Annotated in this window: 21 protein-coding genes; 5 read left to right on the top strand and 16 right to left on the bottom strand. The window is 38.1% G+C overall.

Features of this window, described 5'->3' with window-relative positions:
- Nucleotides 1-3: 3 nt before the first annotated feature.
- Nucleotides 4-237, top strand: coding sequence for a sulfate permease (locus H9635_RS12995; RefSeq protein WP_191700733.1), 234 nt, complete (start codon nt 4-6; stop codon nt 235-237).
- A 34-nt stretch (nt 238-271) separates the two neighbouring features.
- On the opposite strand, the gene H9635_RS12990 is transcribed toward H9635_RS12995, so the two are convergent.
- From H9635_RS12990 to H9635_RS12970, 5 genes are all read right to left on the bottom strand, one after another.
- Complete coding sequence (locus H9635_RS12990; protein ID WP_191700862.1) at nt 272-1,885, bottom strand: long-chain fatty acid--CoA ligase; 1,614 nt, start codon at nt 1,883-1,885, stop codon at nt 272-274.
- A gap of 294 nt (nt 1,886-2,179) precedes the next feature.
- Complete coding sequence (locus H9635_RS12985) at nt 2,180-3,130, bottom strand: L-threonine 3-dehydrogenase (RefSeq protein ID WP_191700732.1); 951 nt, start codon at nt 3,128-3,130, stop codon at nt 2,180-2,182.
- 269 nt (nt 3,131-3,399) lie between these two features.
- Nucleotides 3,400-3,720, bottom strand: a complete 321-nt coding sequence (locus tag H9635_RS12980; protein ID WP_191700731.1) for a YolD-like family protein — start codon at nt 3,718-3,720, stop codon at nt 3,400-3,402.
- A gap of 13 nt (nt 3,721-3,733) precedes the next feature.
- Nucleotides 3,734-4,987: a Y-family DNA polymerase gene (locus H9635_RS12975; RefSeq protein ID WP_191700730.1), complete on the bottom strand. Its 1,254-nt coding sequence runs from the start codon at nt 4,985-4,987 to the stop codon at nt 3,734-3,736.
- A 423-nt stretch (nt 4,988-5,410) separates the two neighbouring features.
- Nucleotides 5,411-6,202, bottom strand: coding sequence for a carbon-nitrogen family hydrolase (locus H9635_RS12970; protein ID WP_191700729.1), 792 nt, complete (start codon nt 6,200-6,202; stop codon nt 5,411-5,413).
- A gap of 156 nt (nt 6,203-6,358) precedes the next feature.
- On the opposite strand from H9635_RS12970, the gene H9635_RS12965 reads away from it, so the two are divergent.
- Nucleotides 6,359-7,540 (top strand): pyridoxal phosphate-dependent aminotransferase, encoded by a 1,182-nt coding sequence (locus tag H9635_RS12965; protein ID WP_191700728.1) that lies wholly within the window; start codon nt 6,359-6,361, stop codon nt 7,538-7,540.
- Between the two features lie 240 nt (nt 7,541-7,780).
- On the opposite strand, the gene H9635_RS12960 is transcribed toward H9635_RS12965, so the two are convergent.
- The 5 genes from H9635_RS12960 to H9635_RS12940 all read right to left on the bottom strand — a co-directional run bounded on the left by H9635_RS12960 (nt 7,781) and on the right by H9635_RS12940 (nt 11,768).
- Nucleotides 7,781-8,971, bottom strand: coding sequence for a glycine C-acetyltransferase (locus H9635_RS12960; RefSeq protein ID WP_191700727.1), 1,191 nt, complete (start codon nt 8,969-8,971; stop codon nt 7,781-7,783).
- A 58-nt stretch (nt 8,972-9,029) separates the two neighbouring features.
- Nucleotides 9,030-9,647, bottom strand: a complete 618-nt coding sequence (locus H9635_RS12955) for a YczE/YyaS/YitT family protein (protein WP_191700726.1) — start codon at nt 9,645-9,647, stop codon at nt 9,030-9,032.
- A gap of 14 nt (nt 9,648-9,661) precedes the next feature.
- Nucleotides 9,662-10,150, bottom strand: coding sequence for a Cys-tRNA(Pro) deacylase (ybaK, locus tag H9635_RS12950; RefSeq protein ID WP_191700725.1), 489 nt, complete (start codon nt 10,148-10,150; stop codon nt 9,662-9,664).
- Nucleotides 10,151-10,401: 251 nt separating this feature from the next.
- A complete protein-coding gene (locus H9635_RS12945; RefSeq protein WP_191700724.1) occupies nt 10,402-10,872 on the bottom strand; it encodes a hypothetical protein in 471 nt (156 codons plus the stop codon).
- 263 nt (nt 10,873-11,135) lie between these two features.
- A complete protein-coding gene (locus tag H9635_RS12940; protein WP_191700723.1) occupies nt 11,136-11,768 on the bottom strand; it encodes a nitroreductase family protein in 633 nt (210 codons plus the stop codon).
- A 195-nt stretch (nt 11,769-11,963) separates the two neighbouring features.
- On the opposite strand from H9635_RS12940, the gene H9635_RS12935 reads away from it, so the two are divergent.
- Entirely contained in the window at nt 11,964-12,734 is a 771-nt protein-coding gene (locus H9635_RS12935; protein WP_191700722.1) for an SDR family NAD(P)-dependent oxidoreductase, read from the top strand.
- A gap of 108 nt (nt 12,735-12,842) precedes the next feature.
- Here H9635_RS12935 and H9635_RS12930 read toward each other — a convergent pair whose 3' ends face one another.
- A complete protein-coding gene (locus tag H9635_RS12930) occupies nt 12,843-13,166 on the bottom strand; it encodes a hypothetical protein (RefSeq protein WP_191700721.1) in 324 nt (107 codons plus the stop codon).
- 216 nt (nt 13,167-13,382) lie between these two features.
- On the opposite strand from H9635_RS12930, the gene H9635_RS12925 reads away from it, so the two are divergent.
- Entirely contained in the window at nt 13,383-13,838 is a 456-nt protein-coding gene (locus tag H9635_RS12925) for a staygreen family protein (RefSeq protein ID WP_191700720.1), read from the top strand.
- Between the two features lie 40 nt (nt 13,839-13,878).
- Here the strand turns inward: H9635_RS12925 and H9635_RS12920 are convergent, their stop codons facing one another.
- Nucleotides 13,879-14,229, bottom strand: a complete 351-nt coding sequence (locus tag H9635_RS12920) for a YciI family protein (RefSeq protein WP_191700861.1) — start codon at nt 14,227-14,229, stop codon at nt 13,879-13,881.
- Nucleotides 14,230-14,346: 117 nt separating this feature from the next.
- The gene (locus tag H9635_RS12915; RefSeq protein ID WP_191700719.1) at nt 14,347-14,946 is read right to left on the bottom strand and encodes a TetR/AcrR family transcriptional regulator; all 600 of its coding nucleotides are present in this window, start codon (nt 14,944-14,946) and stop codon (nt 14,347-14,349) included.
- A gap of 127 nt (nt 14,947-15,073) precedes the next feature.
- Between H9635_RS12915 and H9635_RS12910 the strand changes: the two genes are divergently transcribed.
- A complete protein-coding gene (locus H9635_RS12910) occupies nt 15,074-16,213 on the top strand; it encodes a YhgE/Pip domain-containing protein (protein ID WP_191700718.1) in 1,140 nt (379 codons plus the stop codon).
- A gap of 327 nt (nt 16,214-16,540) precedes the next feature.
- On the opposite strand, the gene H9635_RS12905 is transcribed toward H9635_RS12910, so the two are convergent.
- The 3 genes from H9635_RS12905 to H9635_RS12895 form a co-directional block, all read right to left on the bottom strand.
- Entirely contained in the window at nt 16,541-17,815 is a 1,275-nt protein-coding gene (locus H9635_RS12905; protein ID WP_191700860.1) for a glycosyltransferase family 2 protein, read from the bottom strand.
- 5 nt (nt 17,816-17,820) lie between these two features.
- Complete coding sequence (locus tag H9635_RS12900; protein ID WP_191700717.1) at nt 17,821-19,542, bottom strand: DUF2334 domain-containing protein; 1,722 nt, start codon at nt 19,540-19,542, stop codon at nt 17,821-17,823.
- A gap of 356 nt (nt 19,543-19,898) precedes the next feature.
- Nucleotides 19,899-21,035 (bottom strand): glycoside hydrolase family 113, encoded by a 1,137-nt coding sequence (locus tag H9635_RS12895; protein ID WP_191700716.1) that lies wholly within the window; start codon nt 21,033-21,035, stop codon nt 19,899-19,901.
- Between the last annotated feature and the right edge of the window lie 207 nt (nt 21,036-21,242).

The following is a 21,242-nucleotide window of genomic DNA, read 5'->3' as shown; positions in this document are numbered from 1 at the left end:
TGAATGAGTGTAAAGGATTTTTTTGCTGGGGTATTTTTCATCGCACTTGCAGGTTATTTTACGTATGCTTTAGTCGACAACATGTCATTACTCTTTATTGAGAGTACGACCGTTTGGCAATATTTTGTTGCATTCTTTCGTGTAGCGCTTATTATTTTCCTTTTCAACTTAGGACTTTCCTTAATGAAACGTTTTTTCACAGGTGGAAAAACAACAAAAAATGGGGACGCTCGGTAATTCGATGCGTCCCCATTTTTTCGGCAATTCTATATTACACTTGGAGCTGTGGATAAATTTCATTTACATTTTCACGCAGCTTCGCCTTTAAAAACTTCCCTACAGAGGTTTTCGGAATTTCTGTTAAGAAGACGATATCATCTGGTAGCCACCATTTGGCAAATTGCCCTTCCAAAAATGCAATTAATTCTTCTTTTGTAGCGGTTGCTTCCTCTTTTAATACGACACATGCCAGTGGCCGCTCCTGCCATTTCGCGTGTGGGATAGCAATTACTGCCGCTTCAAATACAGCTTCATGCGACATAAGCGCATTTTCCAAATCAACCGATGAGATCCATTCGCCGCCTGATTTAATTAAATCTTTTGTGCGGTCTGTTATTTTAATAAAACCCTCCTTTGAACGGACTGCTATATCGCCCGTGTAAAGCCATCCGTCTGAAAATGCTTCCGCTGTGCGCTCATCTTTATAATATTCAGCTGCAATCCAAGGTCCGCGTAAACGTAGCTCCCCCATCGTTTCGCTGTCCCAAGGTACTTCACCGTTTTCGTTTACGATGCTCGATTCAATTCCCGGAACTGTTAGCCCCTGCATTGCGCGTGTTTCAATTTTTTTATCTAACGGCCAGTCATCCATATGTGACATATCACGTGACATCGAAACAATCGGTGAAGTCTCCGTCATACCGTACACCACAATATAATTGACGCCCATTTCTTCATATTTCTTAATAAGTCCTTTTGGCGAAGCTGATCCCCCGCAGAAAATGGCCTGTAATGACGATAAATCACGCGCCTTCTTTTCTAGCTCCTGTATTGCGCCAAGCCAGATTGTCGGTACTCCTGCTGTTTTCGTCACACTATATTGCTCGATGAAATCTAAAATTAAAGCTGGTGTAAATTGTGGGCCGATTAACACTTGCGTCGCCCCAACATTTACTGCTGCAAATGGCATTCCCCATGCATTTACATGGAACATCGGGACAATCGGCAAAATCGTGTCACGCTCCGAAATCCCCATCGTATCCACCATTGAGATGGACATACTATGCAGCACGAGCGAACGATGTGTATAGACAACTCCTTTTGGATTGCCTGTTGTCGCACTTGTATAACACATACTTGCCGGTTCATTTTCATCCAAATCTTCCGGGAACTCGAAGCTGTCTTCTGCTTCTTCAAGCAGTGCTTCATACGATAAGACGTTTGGTAAAGTTGTGTTTGGCAAGTCTCCATCTGCCATTATGATGTAATGCTGCACTGTTTTTAATTCGTGCTGCACTTCTTCAATTAACGGCACTAAATCTTCGTCTATTAAAATAATTTTATCTTCTGCATGATTAATAATGTACGCAATATGTTCCGGTGATAGTCGAATATTGACCATATGCAATATTGCACCTGAACATGGAACTGCAAAGTATGCTTCTAAATGGCGGTGTTGATTCCAGGCAAATGACGCAATTTTATCGCCGCGTTCCATGCCTAACTTTGTTAATGCGTGCGCCAGCTTTCTTGTGCGCTTTACCCATTGCCCGTATGTAAGGCGGTGAACCTTATTCTCACTTGTACGTGATATTATTTCCTTGTGTGCATAATACGTTTCTGCACGCTTGATCATATCTGTTAGAACGAGTGGTGTTTGCATCATCATAGTTTGTTTCCCCCTTGTATTAAGCGTTTCTTTTATTGGCAAATCCCCATCCCCAATAGACGCCTCCCAATTTATCCCACAATATCATTCTAATATAATATACTGAAAAATGAAAATATTTTGTTAATAATGGCGCTTTTTGCTTATTATGGTTTGTTAATTTCAGTTGAGATTAGGCGATTGTGAGGGAACTGAGAAGTGAAGTGAGGGGTTTTTAAAAAACAAGAAACTCATCTACAATAAAAAAGCGAGTGAAACTGCTTTTCAACAATTTCACTCGCCAACATTATTTTAAATTGCGTTTTGTGCTAATCGTACTTTTAGTTTTTCCAGCATATCGACCGTCATTTTTTCCAAATCGTAGCTTGCTTTAAAGCCCCATTCTTCAATAGCAGCTGATGAATCAATAGCATTTGGCCAGCTGTCTGCAATTGCCTGACGTATCGGATCTACATCATAATCCATTGTGAAGCTTGGAATATGCTTTTGAATTTCCGCTGCAATTTGCGACGGCTCGAAGCTCATCGCTGATATATTAAACGCATTACGGTGTATAAGCTTTGCCGGGTCTGCTTCCATTAAATCAACAATTGCCTGCAGTGCATCCGGCATATACATCATATCCATAAAAGTACCTTCTGCAATATAAGATGTGTAGCGACCTTCCGCAATCGCCTTATAATAAATATCTACCGCATAATCCGTCGTTCCCCCACCTGGTGGCGTTACATAAGAAATTAATCCTGGGAATCGGACTCCGCGCGTATCCAGTCTATAGCGTGTATAGTAATAATCACATAATAATTCGCCCGCTACCTTGTTTACTCCGTACATTGTAGTTGGACGCTGTAATGTATCTTGTGGTGTATTGTCCTTTGGCGTAGAAGGACCGAATGCGCCAATTGAGCTTGGCGTGAAAAACTGCATATCGAGCTCACGTGCTACTTCAAGTGCATTCATTAAACCGCCCATATTTAAATTCCATGCGAAAACTGGATTTTTTTCTGCTGTTGCTGATAGTAGTGCAGCCATATGAATCATCGTATCTGCGCCAAAATCATGTGCGAGCGCATGCATGCGTTTCCCATCTGTTACATCCAATACTTCAAATGGACCTTCATGCTGATCAATTTTTCGAATATCTGTTGCCAATACATTGTCAACGCCATACGTATGACGTAATTTTTCTACTAATTCCGAACCAATTTGACCTAAAGCACCGGTCACCATAATTTTTTTCACGATGAAGCCTCCCTATCCTTTAAAAGATGAATCCACCCCTAAATATTGCTGAACTCTATCTATTATTTCTTATTCATTAAAACAATTGTCTTTGTGGAAAGTACAATAATCCACAGCGAAAACTTGATGTTCAAAGATTTCCATGAAATTGATTATAGGGTGTTCTTTTGTAAAAAACAATATTTTTTGAATATTCTTTTTCAGCGATACATTTGTACGTGTACAAAATCCGAATGGCGAATGCCCGCTAGATAGATATAGTGGGAATTTTATTCATCCAATATGGCTTCATAAATATTGTGAAATAGAATTTTTTGGTTGTCTGTTAGCTTCACATATTGTTCGTGTACATTTACTTTTTGAATAATACCTGTAATTGTGTAAATGCCTGTTTGCTCCCATACCTTCAATTGGATGGGGCTAGCTTCTGAATAGGCTCTCTGTAAATTTATATTAATTTGCTCCAACTGAGCTTCATCCAATTCAGGCTGCATCACCAGCGAGTCCTCTTCCTGCCATTCACGCAATAACTTTACATGCTCGGGTAACATCATCGCGGTCCATTTAATCACACCTCTATCTTTGTTCATCGCGTTCACTCCCTTATTGTTTATGTCCGCCTACTAATGTCGACCGTGCAAGTGCTGTACCCGCTTCTGTATAGGAAACTGCACGTAATAAGGCAGTCGTTCCGTATTTTGTACGTAAACGGTCCATTGTTTCCCCGAGCTTACGGTTGCGCCACCTCTTCTCATCAAATAAGCTGAGCTGCATTGAATATTCACTTTCGATATTACTTAATGTAATCGTAATTTTGCGTGCTGGGCGTTCTGCATAAAATTCGTCGAGTAATTGTTTGCATACTTCAAAAATCTTCAATGTATCATTTGTCGGCTCATCAATTGTGCGCGAACGATGGAATCCACCTCCGAAAGCATCTTTACTATAGCTAAGTCCCAATGATATCGTTCGTCCGGTTTTCTTTGCTTCCCTTGCACGCCTTGCTACGTCTTCGCACATTTCAAGCAGTACGACTAAAATTTCCTTTCGGCTGCGGTAATCACGCATGAGCATTTGCCCTTTTCCGAAGCTGATTTGCCCCTGCATGATTGGTGCACCAACAGTCGAGTGATCGATTCCCCATGCATGATAATAGAGCTGATTACCCAACACTCCAAAGCGTTTTTCCAGTAGGGATAAATCGGTATGCGCTAAATCATAAACAGAGTAAATACCCATATGATTCAGCGTTTTTTCTGTACGACCACCAATTCCCCACATTGTGGATAGCGGCATTATCGGCCATAATTTTTCCGCTACATCATTATATGTCCATTTCGCAAATCCCGTTTTCTTTGCTTCAATATCCAGCGCCAGCTTTGCCATAAGCATATTTGGTCCAAAACCGACTGCACATGGAATGTCAAATTGGTTGTAAATAAGTTGTTGAATATACTGCGCCGTTTCTTCAGGAGTTCCCCATAACTTTTCTGTGCCGGTCAAATCGATAAAGCTTTCATCAACGCTATATACATGAATGGCCTCTTTTGGAACGAAATTATTGAACAAACGTGTAATTTCCATCGACATACGAATAAAGAGTGACATTCGTGGCTCAAATAGGCGAATATCCGGATGTGGCGGGATTTCAAACAAACGTGATCCGGTGCGAATATTAAAACGCTTTTTCATTGGTGGCGATGCAGCAAGTACAACGCTTCCCTTTTGCTGAAAATTCCCGACAATGGCAATTGGCACTTCCATTACATTTAAGTTTTCTAACGATGCGATACAGCTCGCATAAAAGCTGCGCATATCAATACATATAATCGAGCGTTCTGGTGCATTTTCATACATGAAGCTCATCTCCTTAAAGAGAACATTTGTTCTTATATTAAAATGAGACATGTGAGATGGCAAGTGGTAAGTAATGGGGAACTTTGCACAAAGGATTATTTTTTCGTCAGATATTTTATGTTATTCACCTAATTTGTGCTCTTTTTAGACAATCTATTGGATATTATAGTCTTTTTAAGGGCGGGGAAATTTTATTCGCCTCTTCTTTATTCTTATTCGTCAACTGTAGTGACTTAATCGTCAACTTCAAAAACTTAATCGTCAATCGGTTTTACATATTCGTCACTTAAGCACGGATAATCGTCACTTTCACTTTTATAGACAGCTTGATTTTTTATTCGCCACTTAATACAACTTAATCTCCACTCTCTATTTTGAAATATAAAAAAGCGTACCCATATCTACCAGGTACGCTTCAAAAATTTATTCTTTTATCACTTTCTCATAAAGACCCGGACGGCGATCCTCGTAAACCGGGATTCGTCCGCGCACTTCCTCGACATTCGAAAAATCAACATCAATAATCGCCAGCTCCTCATCTTCTGCACCTGTCCAAAGAACCTCTCCCCATGGACCGATAATCATCGATTGCCCGTTGAAATTTTCCACTTTGCGTGCAATGCGATTTACCGCCACGACGAAGCACTGATTTTCAATGGCACGGGCCTGCAATAAAATTTTCCAATGATCGATACGTGGCGTTGGCCATTGTGCGGGGACAAATAATACCTTTGCACCATCCAATGCATGAGTGCGTAACCATTCCGGGAAACGAATATCATAACAAATGACACCACCAGCTTCCAGCTCACCTAATGCAAAGCGGTTCATCTCATTACCTGACTCCAAATACAAATGCTCATCCATTAAACGGAATAAATGTACTTTACTATACTCGCCGACCAATTCCCCATCACGATTATATGTGTACATTGTATTATAAAACTTGTCGTCACATTTTACCGATACGGAACCACCGACAATATGTATCGCCAATTCCTTTGCTAGCCCGCTTAAAAATACTTTTGTACGCTCTCCGTTAACATCAGAAAGCTCATCTAATTTTTCAAGTGCATAACCAGTATTCCACATTTCCGGTAATACGATGATTTCTGCACCACCTGCTGCCGCTTCACGAATGAACTTTTCCGCACGCTCATAGTTTTCATCTACTTTTCCAAAACCTACATTTAATTGAATACAGCCGATTTTCATAAATAGACACCGCCTTTAAATAATTTTCCTACAATATCGTTTTCACATACTTGCCTTCTATTGTAACATTCTACTTTGAGTTATCAAAATCTTCGCTTTACTTAAACCTAGAAAAGTACTAAGATTAATTTTAATATTTTTAAAGGGTGATGAATAATGGAATTCTCAAAAAAACTACAGCAGCTTCCTCCACAATTTTTTGCAGCGCTTGTGAATAAGGTGAACGCAGCAATGGCAGAAGGTCGCGATGTCATTAATTTAGGTCAAGGAAATCCAGATCAGCCAACACCGGCACATATTGTTGAAGCATTGCAGATGGCGGCAACTGATCCGCAAACACATAAATATTCCCCGTTTCGCGGCATTGCGGAATTAAAACAGGCAGCAGCCGACTTTTATAAACGTGAATATAATGTGGATATTGATCCGCATACAGAGATTGCGATACTTGGTGGGACAAAGGTAGGTTTAGTCGAACTTCCGCTTGCGCTATTAAACCCTGGAGACTATATGCTTCTTCCAGACCCAGGTTATCCTGATTATTTGTCGGGAGTAGCACTTGCAGATGTTAAATTCGATACAATGCCACTAAAAACAGAAAATCAGTTTTTGCCGGACTATAGTGCCCTGGCAGATGAAGTAAAGCAGCGCGCCAAGCTTATGTATTTAAATTATCCGAACAACCCTACTGGCGGTATCGCCACAAAAGAATTTTTCGAGCAAACCGTTCAGATGGCGAAGGAAAACCGTATCGCTATTGCACATGACTTTGCATATGGTGCCATTGGTTTTGATGGAGAGCGTCCGCCAAGCTTTTTGCAGGCTCCTGGTGCAAAGGAGGTTGGCATTGAGCTTTATACTTTGTCGAAGTCCTATAATATGGCGGGGTGGCGTATTGGATTTGCTGTAGGAAATGCGCAAATAGTAGAAGCAATTAATATTATTCAAGACCATCTCTTTTGCAGTCAGTTCCCTGCAATTCAGCATGCCGCAGCCCTGGCACTGAATGAAGAACAAACTTGCGTGGAAGAACTGCGGGATTTATATGAACGACGACGAAATGTCCTTTTGGAAGAAACTCAAAAAATCGGCTGGCATATTACTGCACCTAAAGGCTCGTTTTTTGCCTGGCTTCCAGTCCCTGCACCGTATACGAGCGAGCAATTTGCCGACCTTTTACTGGAAAAAGCAGATATTGCTGTTGCTGCGGGAAATGGATTTGGTGAGTATGGTGAAGGTTATATTCGTGTCGGGCTACTCGTGGATGAAGAGCGGTTGCGCGAAGCCATCCAACGTATTGCGAAGCTTGAGCTCTTTACAGAAATGCTGTCAAAATAACCAAGCTTGGTCATTTAAAAATGTCAAAATTGAATTACAAAGAAGAAGCGGGAAATTTATTCGCCAAATGAAAATTATATTATCCACTTAATTAACGATAATCGCCATTTAGATAAGCTTATTCGCCAACTTCACACGGATAATCGCCGCCCTGCCTTACTTAATAGACACTTTCTTCTGGGTATTCGCCATTTCCGCAAAAAGCCCGGCACTATGTGTAAATAGTGCCGGGCTTTTATTTTACTTAATCACTTCTAACTCACGGCCAACTTTCTCGTAAATCGCCAATGCTTCATCCAGCATTTCTTTCGTATGTGCTGCTGTTGGCATATTGCGTACACGACCTGTTCCTTTTTGGACTGTTGGGAACACGATTGCTTTTGCGTAAACGCCTTCCTCAAGCAAACGCTTTGAAAACTGCTGCGTCAGCTTTTCTTCACCAATAATACATGGTGTAATCGGTGTTTCGGATTCTCCAATATTAAAGCCTAGTTTTGCTAAGCCGTCTTTTAAATATTGACCGTTTTCCCAAAGCTTGTCATGCAGCTCTGTAGATTCCATAATCATTTCCACTGCGCGTGTAATTGCCGCTACATCCCCTGGTGGTAAAGCGGTAGAGAATAAAAACGGACGTGAACGGACCTTTAGCCAATCAATCAAGTTTTTCTTCCCTGCTACATAACCGCCAACAACACCAATTGCCTTTGATAATGTACCGATTTGGAAGTCAATTTCGTTTTGCAGACCGAAATGCTTCACTGTTCCTGCACCTTTACCTGTAACGCCTGAACCGTGTGCATCATCTACATACGTAATTAGGTCAAACTCTTTTGCGATTTCTACGATTTCAGGAAGCTTTGCAATATCGCCATCCATCGAGAATACACCATCTGTAATGACCATTACTTTATTGTAAAGACCTGATTCCTTTGCATCTTTTGCCTTTGCGCGTAAATCATCCATATCTGCATGGGCAAACGGAATAATTTTTGCCTTTGATAAACGGCAGCCATCAATTATCGAAGCATGGTTTAATGCATCCGATAAAATCGCATCATTTTTATCCATTACAGCGGAAATTGCCGCCATATTACAATTGAAGCCTGATTGATAGCTAATTGCTGCTTCTGTACCTTTAAATTTCGCTAATGTTTCTTCAAGTTTTACGTGTAAATCAAGTGTGCCATTAATTGTACGAACAGCACCAGCACCGACACCGTAAGTAGCTATTGTATCTTGTGCAATCTTCTTCAGTTCATCATTTGTTGCCAAGCCTAAATAGTTGTTTGATGATAAGTTAATCAACTGTTTGCCTGCTACTTGAATAATCGGGCCGTTTGCACCTTCTACCGGATCGATTTCATTGTATAAACCTTGTGCTTGTAATGCCAATAAATTTTCATCTAAAAAGGTATTTAATACGTTTGACATGCGCGTTCATCCTTTCGATTTCTATCTCCACTTTATTTTAGCATATAGGGAAATTTTTTTATGTAAGTGGCTCTCCTATTATTTCCTCAAGCTTTCTTCTAAAGAAAAAGAGCGATGGCTGAATGACATAGCCGGTGCCGAGCGCTAAAATAACCGTCCCTACACCAACAGGTCCACCAAGTAACCAGCCTGCACTTGTTGCAAATACTTCCATAATCATACGTCCTGTTTTGACAGAATAGCCTTTACTCGCAATGATCATCATAATCGTATCACGAGGCCCTTCACCTAAATTTGGTGCAATATAAAGTGCACAACCAATACTCATGATAAAAAATCCTGCCGTAAAATAGGCGAACTCAAACAAAAATATATTTGCCACAGGTAATAGCCAGTTGAAAAAATCAATAAACGAACCAATCAACAGCATATTTAAAATTGTCGCCCGCTTCGGAATCCGCTTTAAATAAAGAGATGTCGCGATAATAATAAAAAGCCCTGTCAAAATAGACCACGAACCAATCGTTAGTCCAACCTGCTTATACATGCCTATATGAAAAACATCCCATGGACCTGTCCCGATCACATTACCTTTAATCGTCATCGTTATACCCAGAGCCATAATAATTTGCCCTATAAAAAAACTTCCCCATTGCCATTTAAATTTCTTCGACACAACAATCCTTCTTTCTATTTCACGGCAATCACTGCATAATGACCGTTTGTTGCCTTTACTAAATCTGTCGGTGCAAGCTTAATTTGCATCCCTATTTTGCCTGCACTCACAATGATATAATCAAGTGCTGCAGCGGCTTGGTCGATAAATGTTGGAAACGGCTTTTTCATACCAATTGGCGAACAGCCTCCGCGCACATATCCTGTTAAGCCAAGCAACTCTTTCACTGGAATCATTTCAACTTTCTTTTCCCCTACTACTTTTGCAGCTGCTTTTAAATTGAGTTCAGCGTCGACTGGGATGACGAAAACGAAGTATTTCCCCTTACCGGCAGTGGCAATTAATGTTTTATATACCATTTCCACAGGCTGACCAATTTTACTTGCCACAGTGATGCCATCAACCGCTCCCCCATTTTCTGTTGTATATTCAAAAATCTCGTGTGCAATTTTTTGCTGCTCAATTAAACGAATTGCATTTGTTTTGGCCTGTTTCTTCGCCAACGAAAACACTCCTTTTTATCTTATACATCTCGGCATAATTGCGTCTGGATCCGGCTTTAAAATCGCCTGATGCTGCCCGGTCAGCAGTTATTTATTTTTAGGCGGCTTAACTTCTTTTTATGAGAGCATTTAAACATAATAAAAAAGAAGCAAACTTTGAAAATAGTATATCATTGAATGCACTATTAAGGGGCTTTCACAAATTAAAAATAAAAACCCCCTCTAGTAGTTCCACTAAAGAGAGCTTGTTGTTATGCAATTTGGGAGAAAATCGGTTCATCTATTGAACGATAACCGTTATTTACCATCGCAATATGCGAATTATACTTTTGTGTAGCGGTATTGAATGAACGCTGAAATAACAGCTTATCCAGGTCATTTAACGTTTGCTCGTCTCGATTACGTGCCAAATCCTTTTGGAATTTCTTAGGCATAACAAAAGATACATCTTCGTTCTCCAAAGGATTGAATTCCTTAGGTTGATTTTTGCTTTCCCCGACTGGTAGGTGCGAACTTGTGCGTGCTGCTACATCCGTGTCGTGCAATTCTTTTTCCGTTTTACCAGAAAGTAAATGTTCAAGTGCTTCAAGCAGTGGATTTTTACTTGTATCTGTATATTTTGCATGCTTCTTATAAATTTCACTTGCCTCTTTGCGCTGTAGTGATCGTTTTCTATCTTCTAATGCGAGGTTGGATCCTTGGACAATGCTAGAAATTTTCACCTGTTTTCACCTCTCTTGTAGTTTCCCGAATAAAATTTATTTAAATATACCAATATAGTTAAGAAATAAATAGAGAATATTCACACAATATCCACATTCAGAACTTTCATACTAAAGCCCACCTCTTCCATTTACCTATAAATTGATATTTATATAAAAGTACCCAATACCTAGAGGAAAAAACATTTCCTAGCATTATCCCTATCCTTTTTAATAAAATAAGAATGTGTTAAAAGTCAATTCGGCTTTTAACACATTCTTATTTAGTAACCGTTAAAATTCACAAATTCTCCAACAGGTTTACGATATCCGCGGGCGCGTACTTTATCTACACTTTTTCCAATCGTAATCATCATGATCGGCTCCAAATGATTTGGAATATTGAATACTTTCCTTAATTCCTCCACATTATGTACATGCATTGGACATGTATCAAAGCCATAATGTTTTGCGCTTAGCATAAATAACATGGCGTGAAGACCCGCATTTAATGACAATTCCAAATCCAGTGCACCTTGTTTCCCCTTTAAACCATCACTATAGTTTTTGATGGTACTAATTGTTGTTTCATAGTCCACTTCATCCATCATTTTCAGCATTTTTAATGGGCTATAAATTTTCTCAACATCCGGTCTTTCAATACTATTTTTATTGCCCATTACAATGACAACGCCGCTTGCTGTATGAATTTTATATTGGTTGTAGCTTAGCTCCCTAACCTTCTCTTTCTTCTCCTTATCCGTAATGACTAAGTAATTTGTAAATTGTAAATTATACGCACTCGGTGCTGTTTTAGTAAGTTCAAATATTTTTCTAAAGTCTTCTTCAGTCATCTGTTCATTTTCAAGAAAATTCATTGCGGAGTGGCGAGATTTTACTAATTCTTCAAAGTTCATATTTTTTACCTCTTCCCGTGATATTTTATCTCTAATTAAAATATCTTTATTTCGAGATAAATTTACCACACTTTGAATTTAACTGTCAATAATTACATTTATAAATATTGCACCTAAATTTTTAAGGTCTACATTTTGTAAAAGCGGTTAAACTATTTGGCAGGCTATTTTTACTTCAAATTAAGGAGATGGAAAATGAGTTTGGATAATAAAGTAGTGATCGTAACAGGGGCAGCAGGCGGTATCGGGAAAGAGGTTGTAAGAAAATTAATTGGGCTACAGGCAAAAGTTGTGTTAGTTGATTTAAATGAAGATGCAATCAAAGCAGTTCAAACAGAACTTTCTCTTACTGTAGATAACAGCTTAATCGTAAAAGCCGATGTATCCAAAGAGGACGATGTGAAGAACTATGTGGACCAAACTATTTCGAAATTTGGACGCATCGATGGTTTTGTAAATAATGCAGGTGTAGAGGGTCCAGCAAAGCCTCTTGAGGATATTACAGAAAAAGAGTTTGATTTCGTTTATAGCATTAATGTAAAGGGTGTTCTTTTCGGTTTAAAATATGTATTGCCCGTAATGAAAGGGCAAAAATACGGTTCTATAGTAAATACATCATCTGTAGCAGGCTTAATTGGTTCCCCAAGTATGGCACTATACAATTCCTCTAAACATGCCGTAATGGGGCTTAATAAGGTGGCGGCTCTAGAGGCAGCGGCATTCAATGTTCGTGTAAATACCGTGAATCCGGGTGTCATCAATACACAAATGATGCGTAAAATCGAAGCAAATGTTGCCCCAGGCGCAGCGGAGGCCGCTCAAGCTGCATACAATGATGCCGTACCGATGAAGCGCTACGGTGAGCCAGAAGAGGTAGCAAATGTCATTGTCTTTTTGCTTTCCGATGAGGCTTCTTATGTAAGTTCTTCTTCATTTACAATAGACGGTGCTTTATACAATATTTAACTTTAACTAAAGGAAACCGAAACTCAAAAGAGCTTATCTTTTGGGTTTTTTTACATATTAAAAAAAGCGTATCAATAAGGATCTATTGATATGCTAAATTGGATTTATTTAAAATCTGAAAAGGTTAAGCATTGCACCAACCTGCCTCATCGTATTTACTCCATTTGTAATAGTTCCAACGTGACCCATCATTGTATTTAAATTATCTGTTAGCCCTCCAAATCGTGAGCCAGGTGCCTGGGAATTAGGATTAAACTGTTGCTGGCCTTGCCTTGGATCAATTGGATACGGAGAGTAAAAGGAATCCCTAGGTCTTGCAAATTCATTTGGTCCAGGGTAACCCATACGTTGTCTACCCATTTGAGGAGGGCCGAATTGTTGGCCAGCTGGTGGTGGATATCCCATTCTAGGGTCCTGTCTAAAAAATACCACATTATTCACCTCCCTACTATTACGAACTCTAATCTAATATATGTTCGTGATTTTTTGTAACTTAGACATTAATACTTTATTTTTTTACAATAACGTATCCCGAGGGGCAATATTATGTAAGTGCTTTTGTTATCCCCTCTTACTTAAAGTGCAGTGCTTCGTCACCATAAACAATTAGGTCGCATATTGATAAAAAAAGATGATGGGAGTAGTGACATGAGTAAATTTGAACCTGAAAGGCTTACTGTTGAATATAGAAATGGTGTAACAGCTCAAGAGCCAATTATTCCAAGGCATCACACATTAACGCACTCCGATTTTACGGGACAATTATTTTTGACCATTGGGACACAGTTTGCCTGGGACAAAGTTAATAAGGAGTTGAGAGATGAAGTATTAGGACAGTGGATAATGAATGGTAATTCCCTAATCTACAATGTATATATTTATATAGATCAAAAAGAGCATGATGTAGAAGCAGCAATACGCCGAAACGGCATTTTCAGGCGGGAATTACCGCTTGCATTGACAGCAATCCGTTATGGGGATCGATTTTTATTCGGCATATACCCAGTGTTGGATTATGCAGTAATAATGGTAAACTTTATATCCTCTTATCCACCACTATATAAACAGGAGTATTGGGGAACTTTTAGTAACTTTTCGAGCTAAATATTTGGTTATACCTTGAAACCAAAACTTCCCCTTTCTCCTAAAATACTTGACGCAATTCAATCTGCCCTTCTCCATGTCCTTGCGGGTCGGGCATCCGCATTGCCCACTCGATCGCTTCTTCCTTCGACTTCACCTCAATCAATATAAACCCAGCAACCAGTTCATTCGTTTCAGTAAAAGGACCTTCCATAACAACCGGCATTTCCCCTGGAACGGGAAATGAAATGCGCAGACCATTTGAACTCGGATGAAGTCCTTTCGCCATTACTCTTACACCCGCTTGCACTAATTCCTCGTTGTACTTGTCCATCGCTTCCATAAGCTCTGAGCTCGGAAGATTCCCTTTTTCCGAATTACTTGAAGCTTTTACAATTAACATAAATAGTATAAAAATCCACCCCTCTCTCTATTATTTGTAAAATTATAACAAAATTAAATCTAATTTTATACTTAAAATAAGTGTAGTTGGTTTAGAATTCTTTACCTGATTGTTTTTTAGTCAATGTCACACTTTTTTAGTATTTGTCTGTTGAATAAAGGAAATAATATTAATATATAATGTCGTCATTTCTTGAGGTGTTTTATCTAAATCATTTTGAACCCATTGTTCGATTAATCCTAAAAAGGCAGATGTGATAAACGATAAAAAATATTCCATTGGGACCTCTAACGTAGCTTTGAAACTTTCGTTTTTCTCTAAATTGAGACGTACCTTTTCTGAAAATGCCGCCCTGAATCGAAGGTGAAAACCCGCTCTACCATGATCACTTAGAAAAATTTTAAGTAAAGGGGATTGTATTTTAATAGCACTGAATAAAGTAGCCGCTAATTGCTCCTGCTCTTTTTCAAACGTATGTGTAGATGAATAGTTCGATTGCAATTCATCAATACGATTACCTAGATCCGCAAATAACTGCTGTTCTATTTGATCCAATAAATCAAATTTATCTATAAAGTGTAAATAAAATGTTCCGCGATTAATTTGTGCTTGTTTTGCAATATCGCCTACGGTAATAGATTCAAAAGTTTTATTCTCTAAAATTTTTATAAATGACGTTTGAATAAGCTCTTTTGTTTTTCGATTTTTTTCTTTATAGATACTCAAAAAAACACCCCTCCATACAAAATTGAACAATCTGTTCATTTTGTTGATTGCTTTGCACTTTTCTCGATTATAAAATAAACAGGTACCACTAAACAACATGTTCAAAATTGAGAAAGGAAGATTTCCATTGAAATTATTTAAAGAAAAATTAGCCTGGGCCGCTCCCATTGCCGTTATATTAATAATTGCTCTATTTTCGGTAAACTTATTCGCACAAGGAGATCCACAAGTAAAAAATCTGCCGGTTGCACTAATTGTAAATGATGAAGGTGAACATGTAGAGTCTGTGAAAGCAGCTGTAGCGCAAATGAGTCAAGGTGTTGATGGCGCAGAACCAATGCTTGCTTTTACAGATGAAAAACTGGAGGATATTGAAGCATTATTTAATGAAAAACAATATTATGCAGCATTAGTTATTCCTGAAGGCTATAACGATGACGTGCAAAATGCACTAGCTAATAACAGTGCAGCGACATTAGAAATTTATCTTAACCAAGGCTTTAACATGACAGGTGCCAACGTCGCTAAAACAGCATTAAACGGTTTAATTGTCCAATTAAGCGGACAATATTCTACAAACTTTATAGCACAAATGGGCGATCAGCAAATTGATGCTGACAAAGCCGCTGTGCTAGTGCATCCTATAGTAGCGAAAGAACAAATATTTAATCCCATTACTGCCGCTACAGCTAATGGCAGTGCACCAACTTTATTGGCAGTACCTGCATGGGTAGGGGCGCTAATTGGTGGTTTCGTATTATTTTTATCCACATCCATCATTTTGAAAAGAGATAATTTAACTCGTAAACAAGTAGTACGATTAATGGGTGAACAAGTATTATTCGGTGTTATTATTGCCCTCTTCTCAGGGTTTACTGTAGCCACATTGGCTTACATCGCTGGTATTAATATGCCTGGCTACTTCCTAGTTGCTTTCTTTGTATCATTTGCAGCATTCTGTTTCTTCTTATTAGTATCTGCAATTACTGCATGGATCGGGAAACCTGCTATTACATTATTCATGGTAGTCATGCTTCTAGGTATGGGTGTACTAATGACACCTCAGGAAATGCTTCCAAGCTTCTTTGTAAACTTCATTCGCCCTTGGGTACCGATTCGCTTTGCTTCTGAAGGATTGCGCGAAATCTTCTACTTCGGCAGCGGCTTTTACACAGGTGCTTCCTTCAATACTATTTTAGGAATTGGGATTACAGGTTTGTTAATTTTCATTCTATCTATTTTCAAACCGGTAAAAGCGCAGAAATAAAAACCAAAACCGCTATTTTGCATTTATTGCAAAATAGCGGTGTTTATCTCTACTTATCATTTATCAATTTAAAGGCATGTTGGCTAAAAATTACTGACATAAGAAAAATTCACTTATTAATGATACGATACTAACCAATAAATAAAAGTGCGGATTTCAATTAACTTAATTCTATCTGTAACACTAATGTGTAAATTATAATCGCCAAATTCCAATATGAATATTACTGTAGAATAATGATGTATAAAATACTAGAGGTAACCTATTTATTTAGAGGATAGTTAGGGGAAATGATATAAATTACTCTTTTAGCTCTCCATTTCGTAATTACACTGAATCCCTTTTTTGTTCAGGTTGTATAAAACGCTGTGTTTTATACCATTTGACTTCTTGTTTTAATAACACCCTCTTTGCTTCGAGGAAAACGGCCTGCACTACTAAAAGGATCCATAATTGCGAATAAGTAAAATACATTAATAACACAATAAGAAAGTTTTTGGTGGTAAGCTGTTTCTTCTCCATACTTAAAGCCAAACAAACTTCCGTCACAAAAAGAAGAAATCCGATAATCAGTAATGCATAGGAAACAATTCCAATTGATAACTTCAAATCATGTACCAAATTAACGACAAATATAATGTGAGAAATCATAGCCCCACCGAAAAACAGAAAATACGTAAATAAGAAATATGCTATATCGATAACTATTTTTTTATTTTTTAATTTATGAATTTGGAATAGATATTTTAAAATAACATATATGTTTCCTCTGGCCCATCTTGTTCTTTGGCGCCACCATACGCGAATATTTTCTGGTTCCTGTTCCCAAGTAACAGCTTCTGGGAAAAAACGGATATAAAAACCCAGATTATAGACCCTGATGCTTAATTCCGTATCTTCCGATAAAGCTTTTTCATCCCACCCTCCAAGCTCCTCCAAAATGGACCTACGGATCGCAAAGTTCGTTCCAGGAATCGTTGTCATTCTGAACCAAAACCAGCGTCCAGCTTGAGCTAGCCATTGAAACGTTAAAGTTTCGATGTTTATTAGTCGTGTTAATAAATTTTTATTTGCATTTACTACACGAAATTTACCTACCATAGCCCCTGCTTCTTTATCTTTCAATAATCCCAACGCCAAATTACGTATAGCCGCTGGTTCAGGAGTATTGTCGGCATCATATACAACGATAATTTCTCCACTAGAATGTTTGAGCCCTTGATTTAATGCGCCTGATTTCCCTTTTCCTGCATGCGGAGGCTTCGTATGGACGGCGTGGATATAAGAATATTCCTTTGCATACCTGTCAATAATGGCACCAGTTTGGTCACTCGAATTATCGTTAATAATAAACACTTCGAGTTTTTCTTTTGGATAATCGAGCCTAATCATTGATTGGATCGTATCTTCAATGACTATCTCTTCATTATGAGCAGGTATAAGAATACTTACCTTTGGATATTCTTCCAGTGGAATGTTAAATCTCCTCTTAAAGTCTTTATATTTTAGTGAGTGGAAATACCCCCCTAACATTAGGAAGGCATGGTAAAACAGCATAGTCCAAATCAAAAAAATAGAAATATAGATGAATAAATTTGCTATTACGGTCACCCTTCTATCTGTTTATTTCTCATTATTAAGCGGAAGGTAAAAACAATAAACATACAAACTGCAGCACCTCCTATAACAACCATTATCCAAGCTGCAAAACGAACAAATTGGCTTAGATAATAAAGGGGTGCTTCCATAGAAGAAGAGACAATTTTTAAACGGTTAAAATCTTTAATGATTTCACCATTCACAGTATGAATAGAAACATTTTTGCCCTTTACCCATACATCCATTTCTTTTAGATCGATCCAGGAAACATTCGGTAATTTATCTAGCTCATCCAGTAATTCCTTAAACCCTTCTGCCCCTAGATAAGGATGATAAAAGGCAGCTAATATCCCGTCTCGAGATAATCTAATTCTTCCTGTATTATCCATCATTTTTTGAACAGCTTGCTCTACACCTGGCTTAATATATCCCATTGTTTCAGGAAGTAGCTTCATTCCATGCAAAAATGTAGGGGAAGTGATATATGGAGAGGTGTCCATTATTTCCCAATCTTTATCACTGAGCTGTACCTGACCTACATAAGTAGAGAAATACTCAGATAATATTTCGTAACCATATTGGGACATAGTATAATGCGGAGCTTCAAAAGCCAATGGATATAAACCATATTTAGCTAACTCATCGATTCCTTGATTTATTTTTGTTTCTATATACTCTCTTTCATATGCTTTTAAATTATTAATGTAATTCAAATAATCTTCTTTTGAAGAAAAATCCTTTTCTTCTTTTAATGTATATTCCTGATTTTCGGGGAAATATATCGGCGAGTTGTTCTCTACATCCCAAAACTCAAATCCCTCGCCTGTCTCAGAAGCTCTAAATTGATGTGTATATCCATGGAGTACAATACTTCCCCCATCCTTCTGTATCTGTTTTAGAACTTTCAGCAATTCCGGCGAATCAGCAAAGGTACTTCTCTTTCCCGTAATCTGGTTTGTGTAAATCGGTATTACAGCAACCATATAGGGTATATCCTTTTCCTTTAACATGCTAGCTATTTCTTGAAGTGGTTTAGGGTTCACTAAGGGGTGGACATCTTCTAATCGGATATAACCAGGGGATATTTCCTCATGTTCAATTTTGAACACATCGTGGAGAGCTTCAGCAAATAGTGTGGCTTGACTCGAATCAACGGTGTCAAATGCATAATAGTAATTTCCATTTCCCTTTACCATTACCGGATAGTGCACATCCCCTTCCTTCATACGTCCATTAATCAGAATCTCAGAGCCTTCGTAAACTTTAATTTCGACAATATACATTTTAGTAATATCCAATAATTTATCTGAACTCTTCATAGAAATTTGATCGATGGTAACCTCATGTTTTGGATCAATAAACGAAAATTGATTTCCTATCTTTTCTGAGTTATAACCAATTGCTACAATCGTACCTTCATATTCATCAAATAATGTATTAAATTTGACTGGTAGCTGCGTTGAGTATTGACCAAAATAAAATAGATGTGTCGCTGAAGATAAATCGCTTTTCTCTACATCGTCACTGCTTATAAATCGAATATTGGATGTGAAGTGACCGATTAATAAATCTAAATAGCGCTGCTCCTCATTCATTTTTCCGTCCATTGTTGTATATATAACTAGTACTTCCGGCTCTTTAGCCTCCTTGGCAGCTTCCACTGAAACATTTGGTAATATAGTACAGAGAGTGATACAAATAATGAAAATCAATATCTTTTGTCGACCCATAGTCCTTACCTGCATTTACATACTCCTTTACACTGTCCCTTTAACAGTCATTTATCAGTAATGAACAAAATCATTTAAAATTTGGCATCTTCCTTTATAAAATATACTCCTTCTCAAAAAATACACCGATGGGTTTATCAACATGATAAAATTACATTATTCTTGCTTCTATAGAACTATACCGAAAAAGTGAAAATAAATTATAAATGTTTTTAAAGAGAAAAAAAAAGGCTGATAACCACATTCAACGTGGTTTCAACCTTTTATCATTAAGTTATTAAGAGTATATAATGACCGAACAGCGACCGGCCCTATGGAACTATAGTGACAGCATATCTATTTTCTTTTATTTATCATTAGTAATTTTGAAGAAAGTGCTTCTTAATCACTTCTTCTGTTGGTAATCCTAAAGGAGAGAAGCTAATTTCATTGGGATCCTGGCCAAGTGTAATAGCCCACCAATAAATCCCTTCCGCTTTCGGCTTCCAAGTATTGTATGTTGCTTCATAATAATTAACTTGTGCCTTAGGGTCAAAAGTACCATCAGGGAAACTCCATGAGTAAGGGGTACGATATGCACCGTCAATAGGGTGGATTCCAACTTCAGTTACGATAATGGATTGTTGCCACAACACTTCTTCCAACTGATTGATTTGGTTCTTCCATTCTTCCTCCAGCATATTTGTCGTAGCTCCATTTGGTAAATCTAACGGGAAATATGCATCAACCCCAACCTGATCAAGTAATTTAACAAACTCAAGAGAAGGAATTTCTGAAACTGTATCATAGTTAAAGGAATACAATAGCTCTCCCTTGTAAACCCCACGTACACTTTCAATAAGTTCTGTCCATCTATCCTGATATTTATTTTGCATTGAGTTCAGTTCCGTCCCAATATTTAATGATTTTGCATTAGTCGTCTCAGCCAAAGTAGCGTATGTGAGTATTAATGCTTGATAGCTGTCAAACCAAGAATCCGGGTCTGTCGGTTTTATCTGCCCTCTCCACATATTTGAGGATAGAAAAACTTGTTCATCCATGATGGGTCTAATCATGACACTGAGCTCAGACGCATGTGCAAATTCTATGATTTTTCGAAGTTCTTGAATCGTCGGTGTATAAGCCTGACTTACAGTTACCTCATTTGCTTGCGAATCTGATTGATAAAAAGGGAAATTTATTGCCACACTGTTAATCCCCAAGTTTCTTAAACGATTAAATAAATTTCTAGTCTCAGCCATATCTGGATGACCATAAATCAGTATATTCATACCAGCCTGAAATTCATCACTACTGTATTTTAATTGCGGTCTCTCTTCATTTCTTTCAGATCCCTTCAACGGTAAATCTTCCATTTCTGAAGTCTCCTTTATAGAAAGTTTTGAATCCTCATCAACTTCTTGCTTCGAAAATCTTTCCTTCCCTAAGAAGATGCCCAATAATAGAAGTAGTGTAACAAATAAAGTCCCGATAATTAGCTTCTTATTTAACATAATTCACACCTCGTAAATACTACGATTAAATCAGATATACAACCTACACTCGACGGAAATAAAAAAACAGAATTCCCCTGTTCTTCATTCTCTTATTATTCCCTACTGTTCTGCAAAAAATACCCTTTCTCAACTGCTAATGTATGCTACAGATAAAAACCCTATTCGTGTGGAAAGCCCCTCCCAAAAAGTGTCTTTCTAATTTTT

Origin of the sequence: Solibacillus faecavium (genome assembly GCF_014836905.1) — a bacterium.
GTDB lineage: Bacteria > Bacillota > Bacilli > Bacillales_A > Planococcaceae > Solibacillus > Solibacillus faecavium.
Note: the sequence above shows the minus strand (reverse complement) of the source record. Positions and strands in the feature narration are given on the sequence as shown.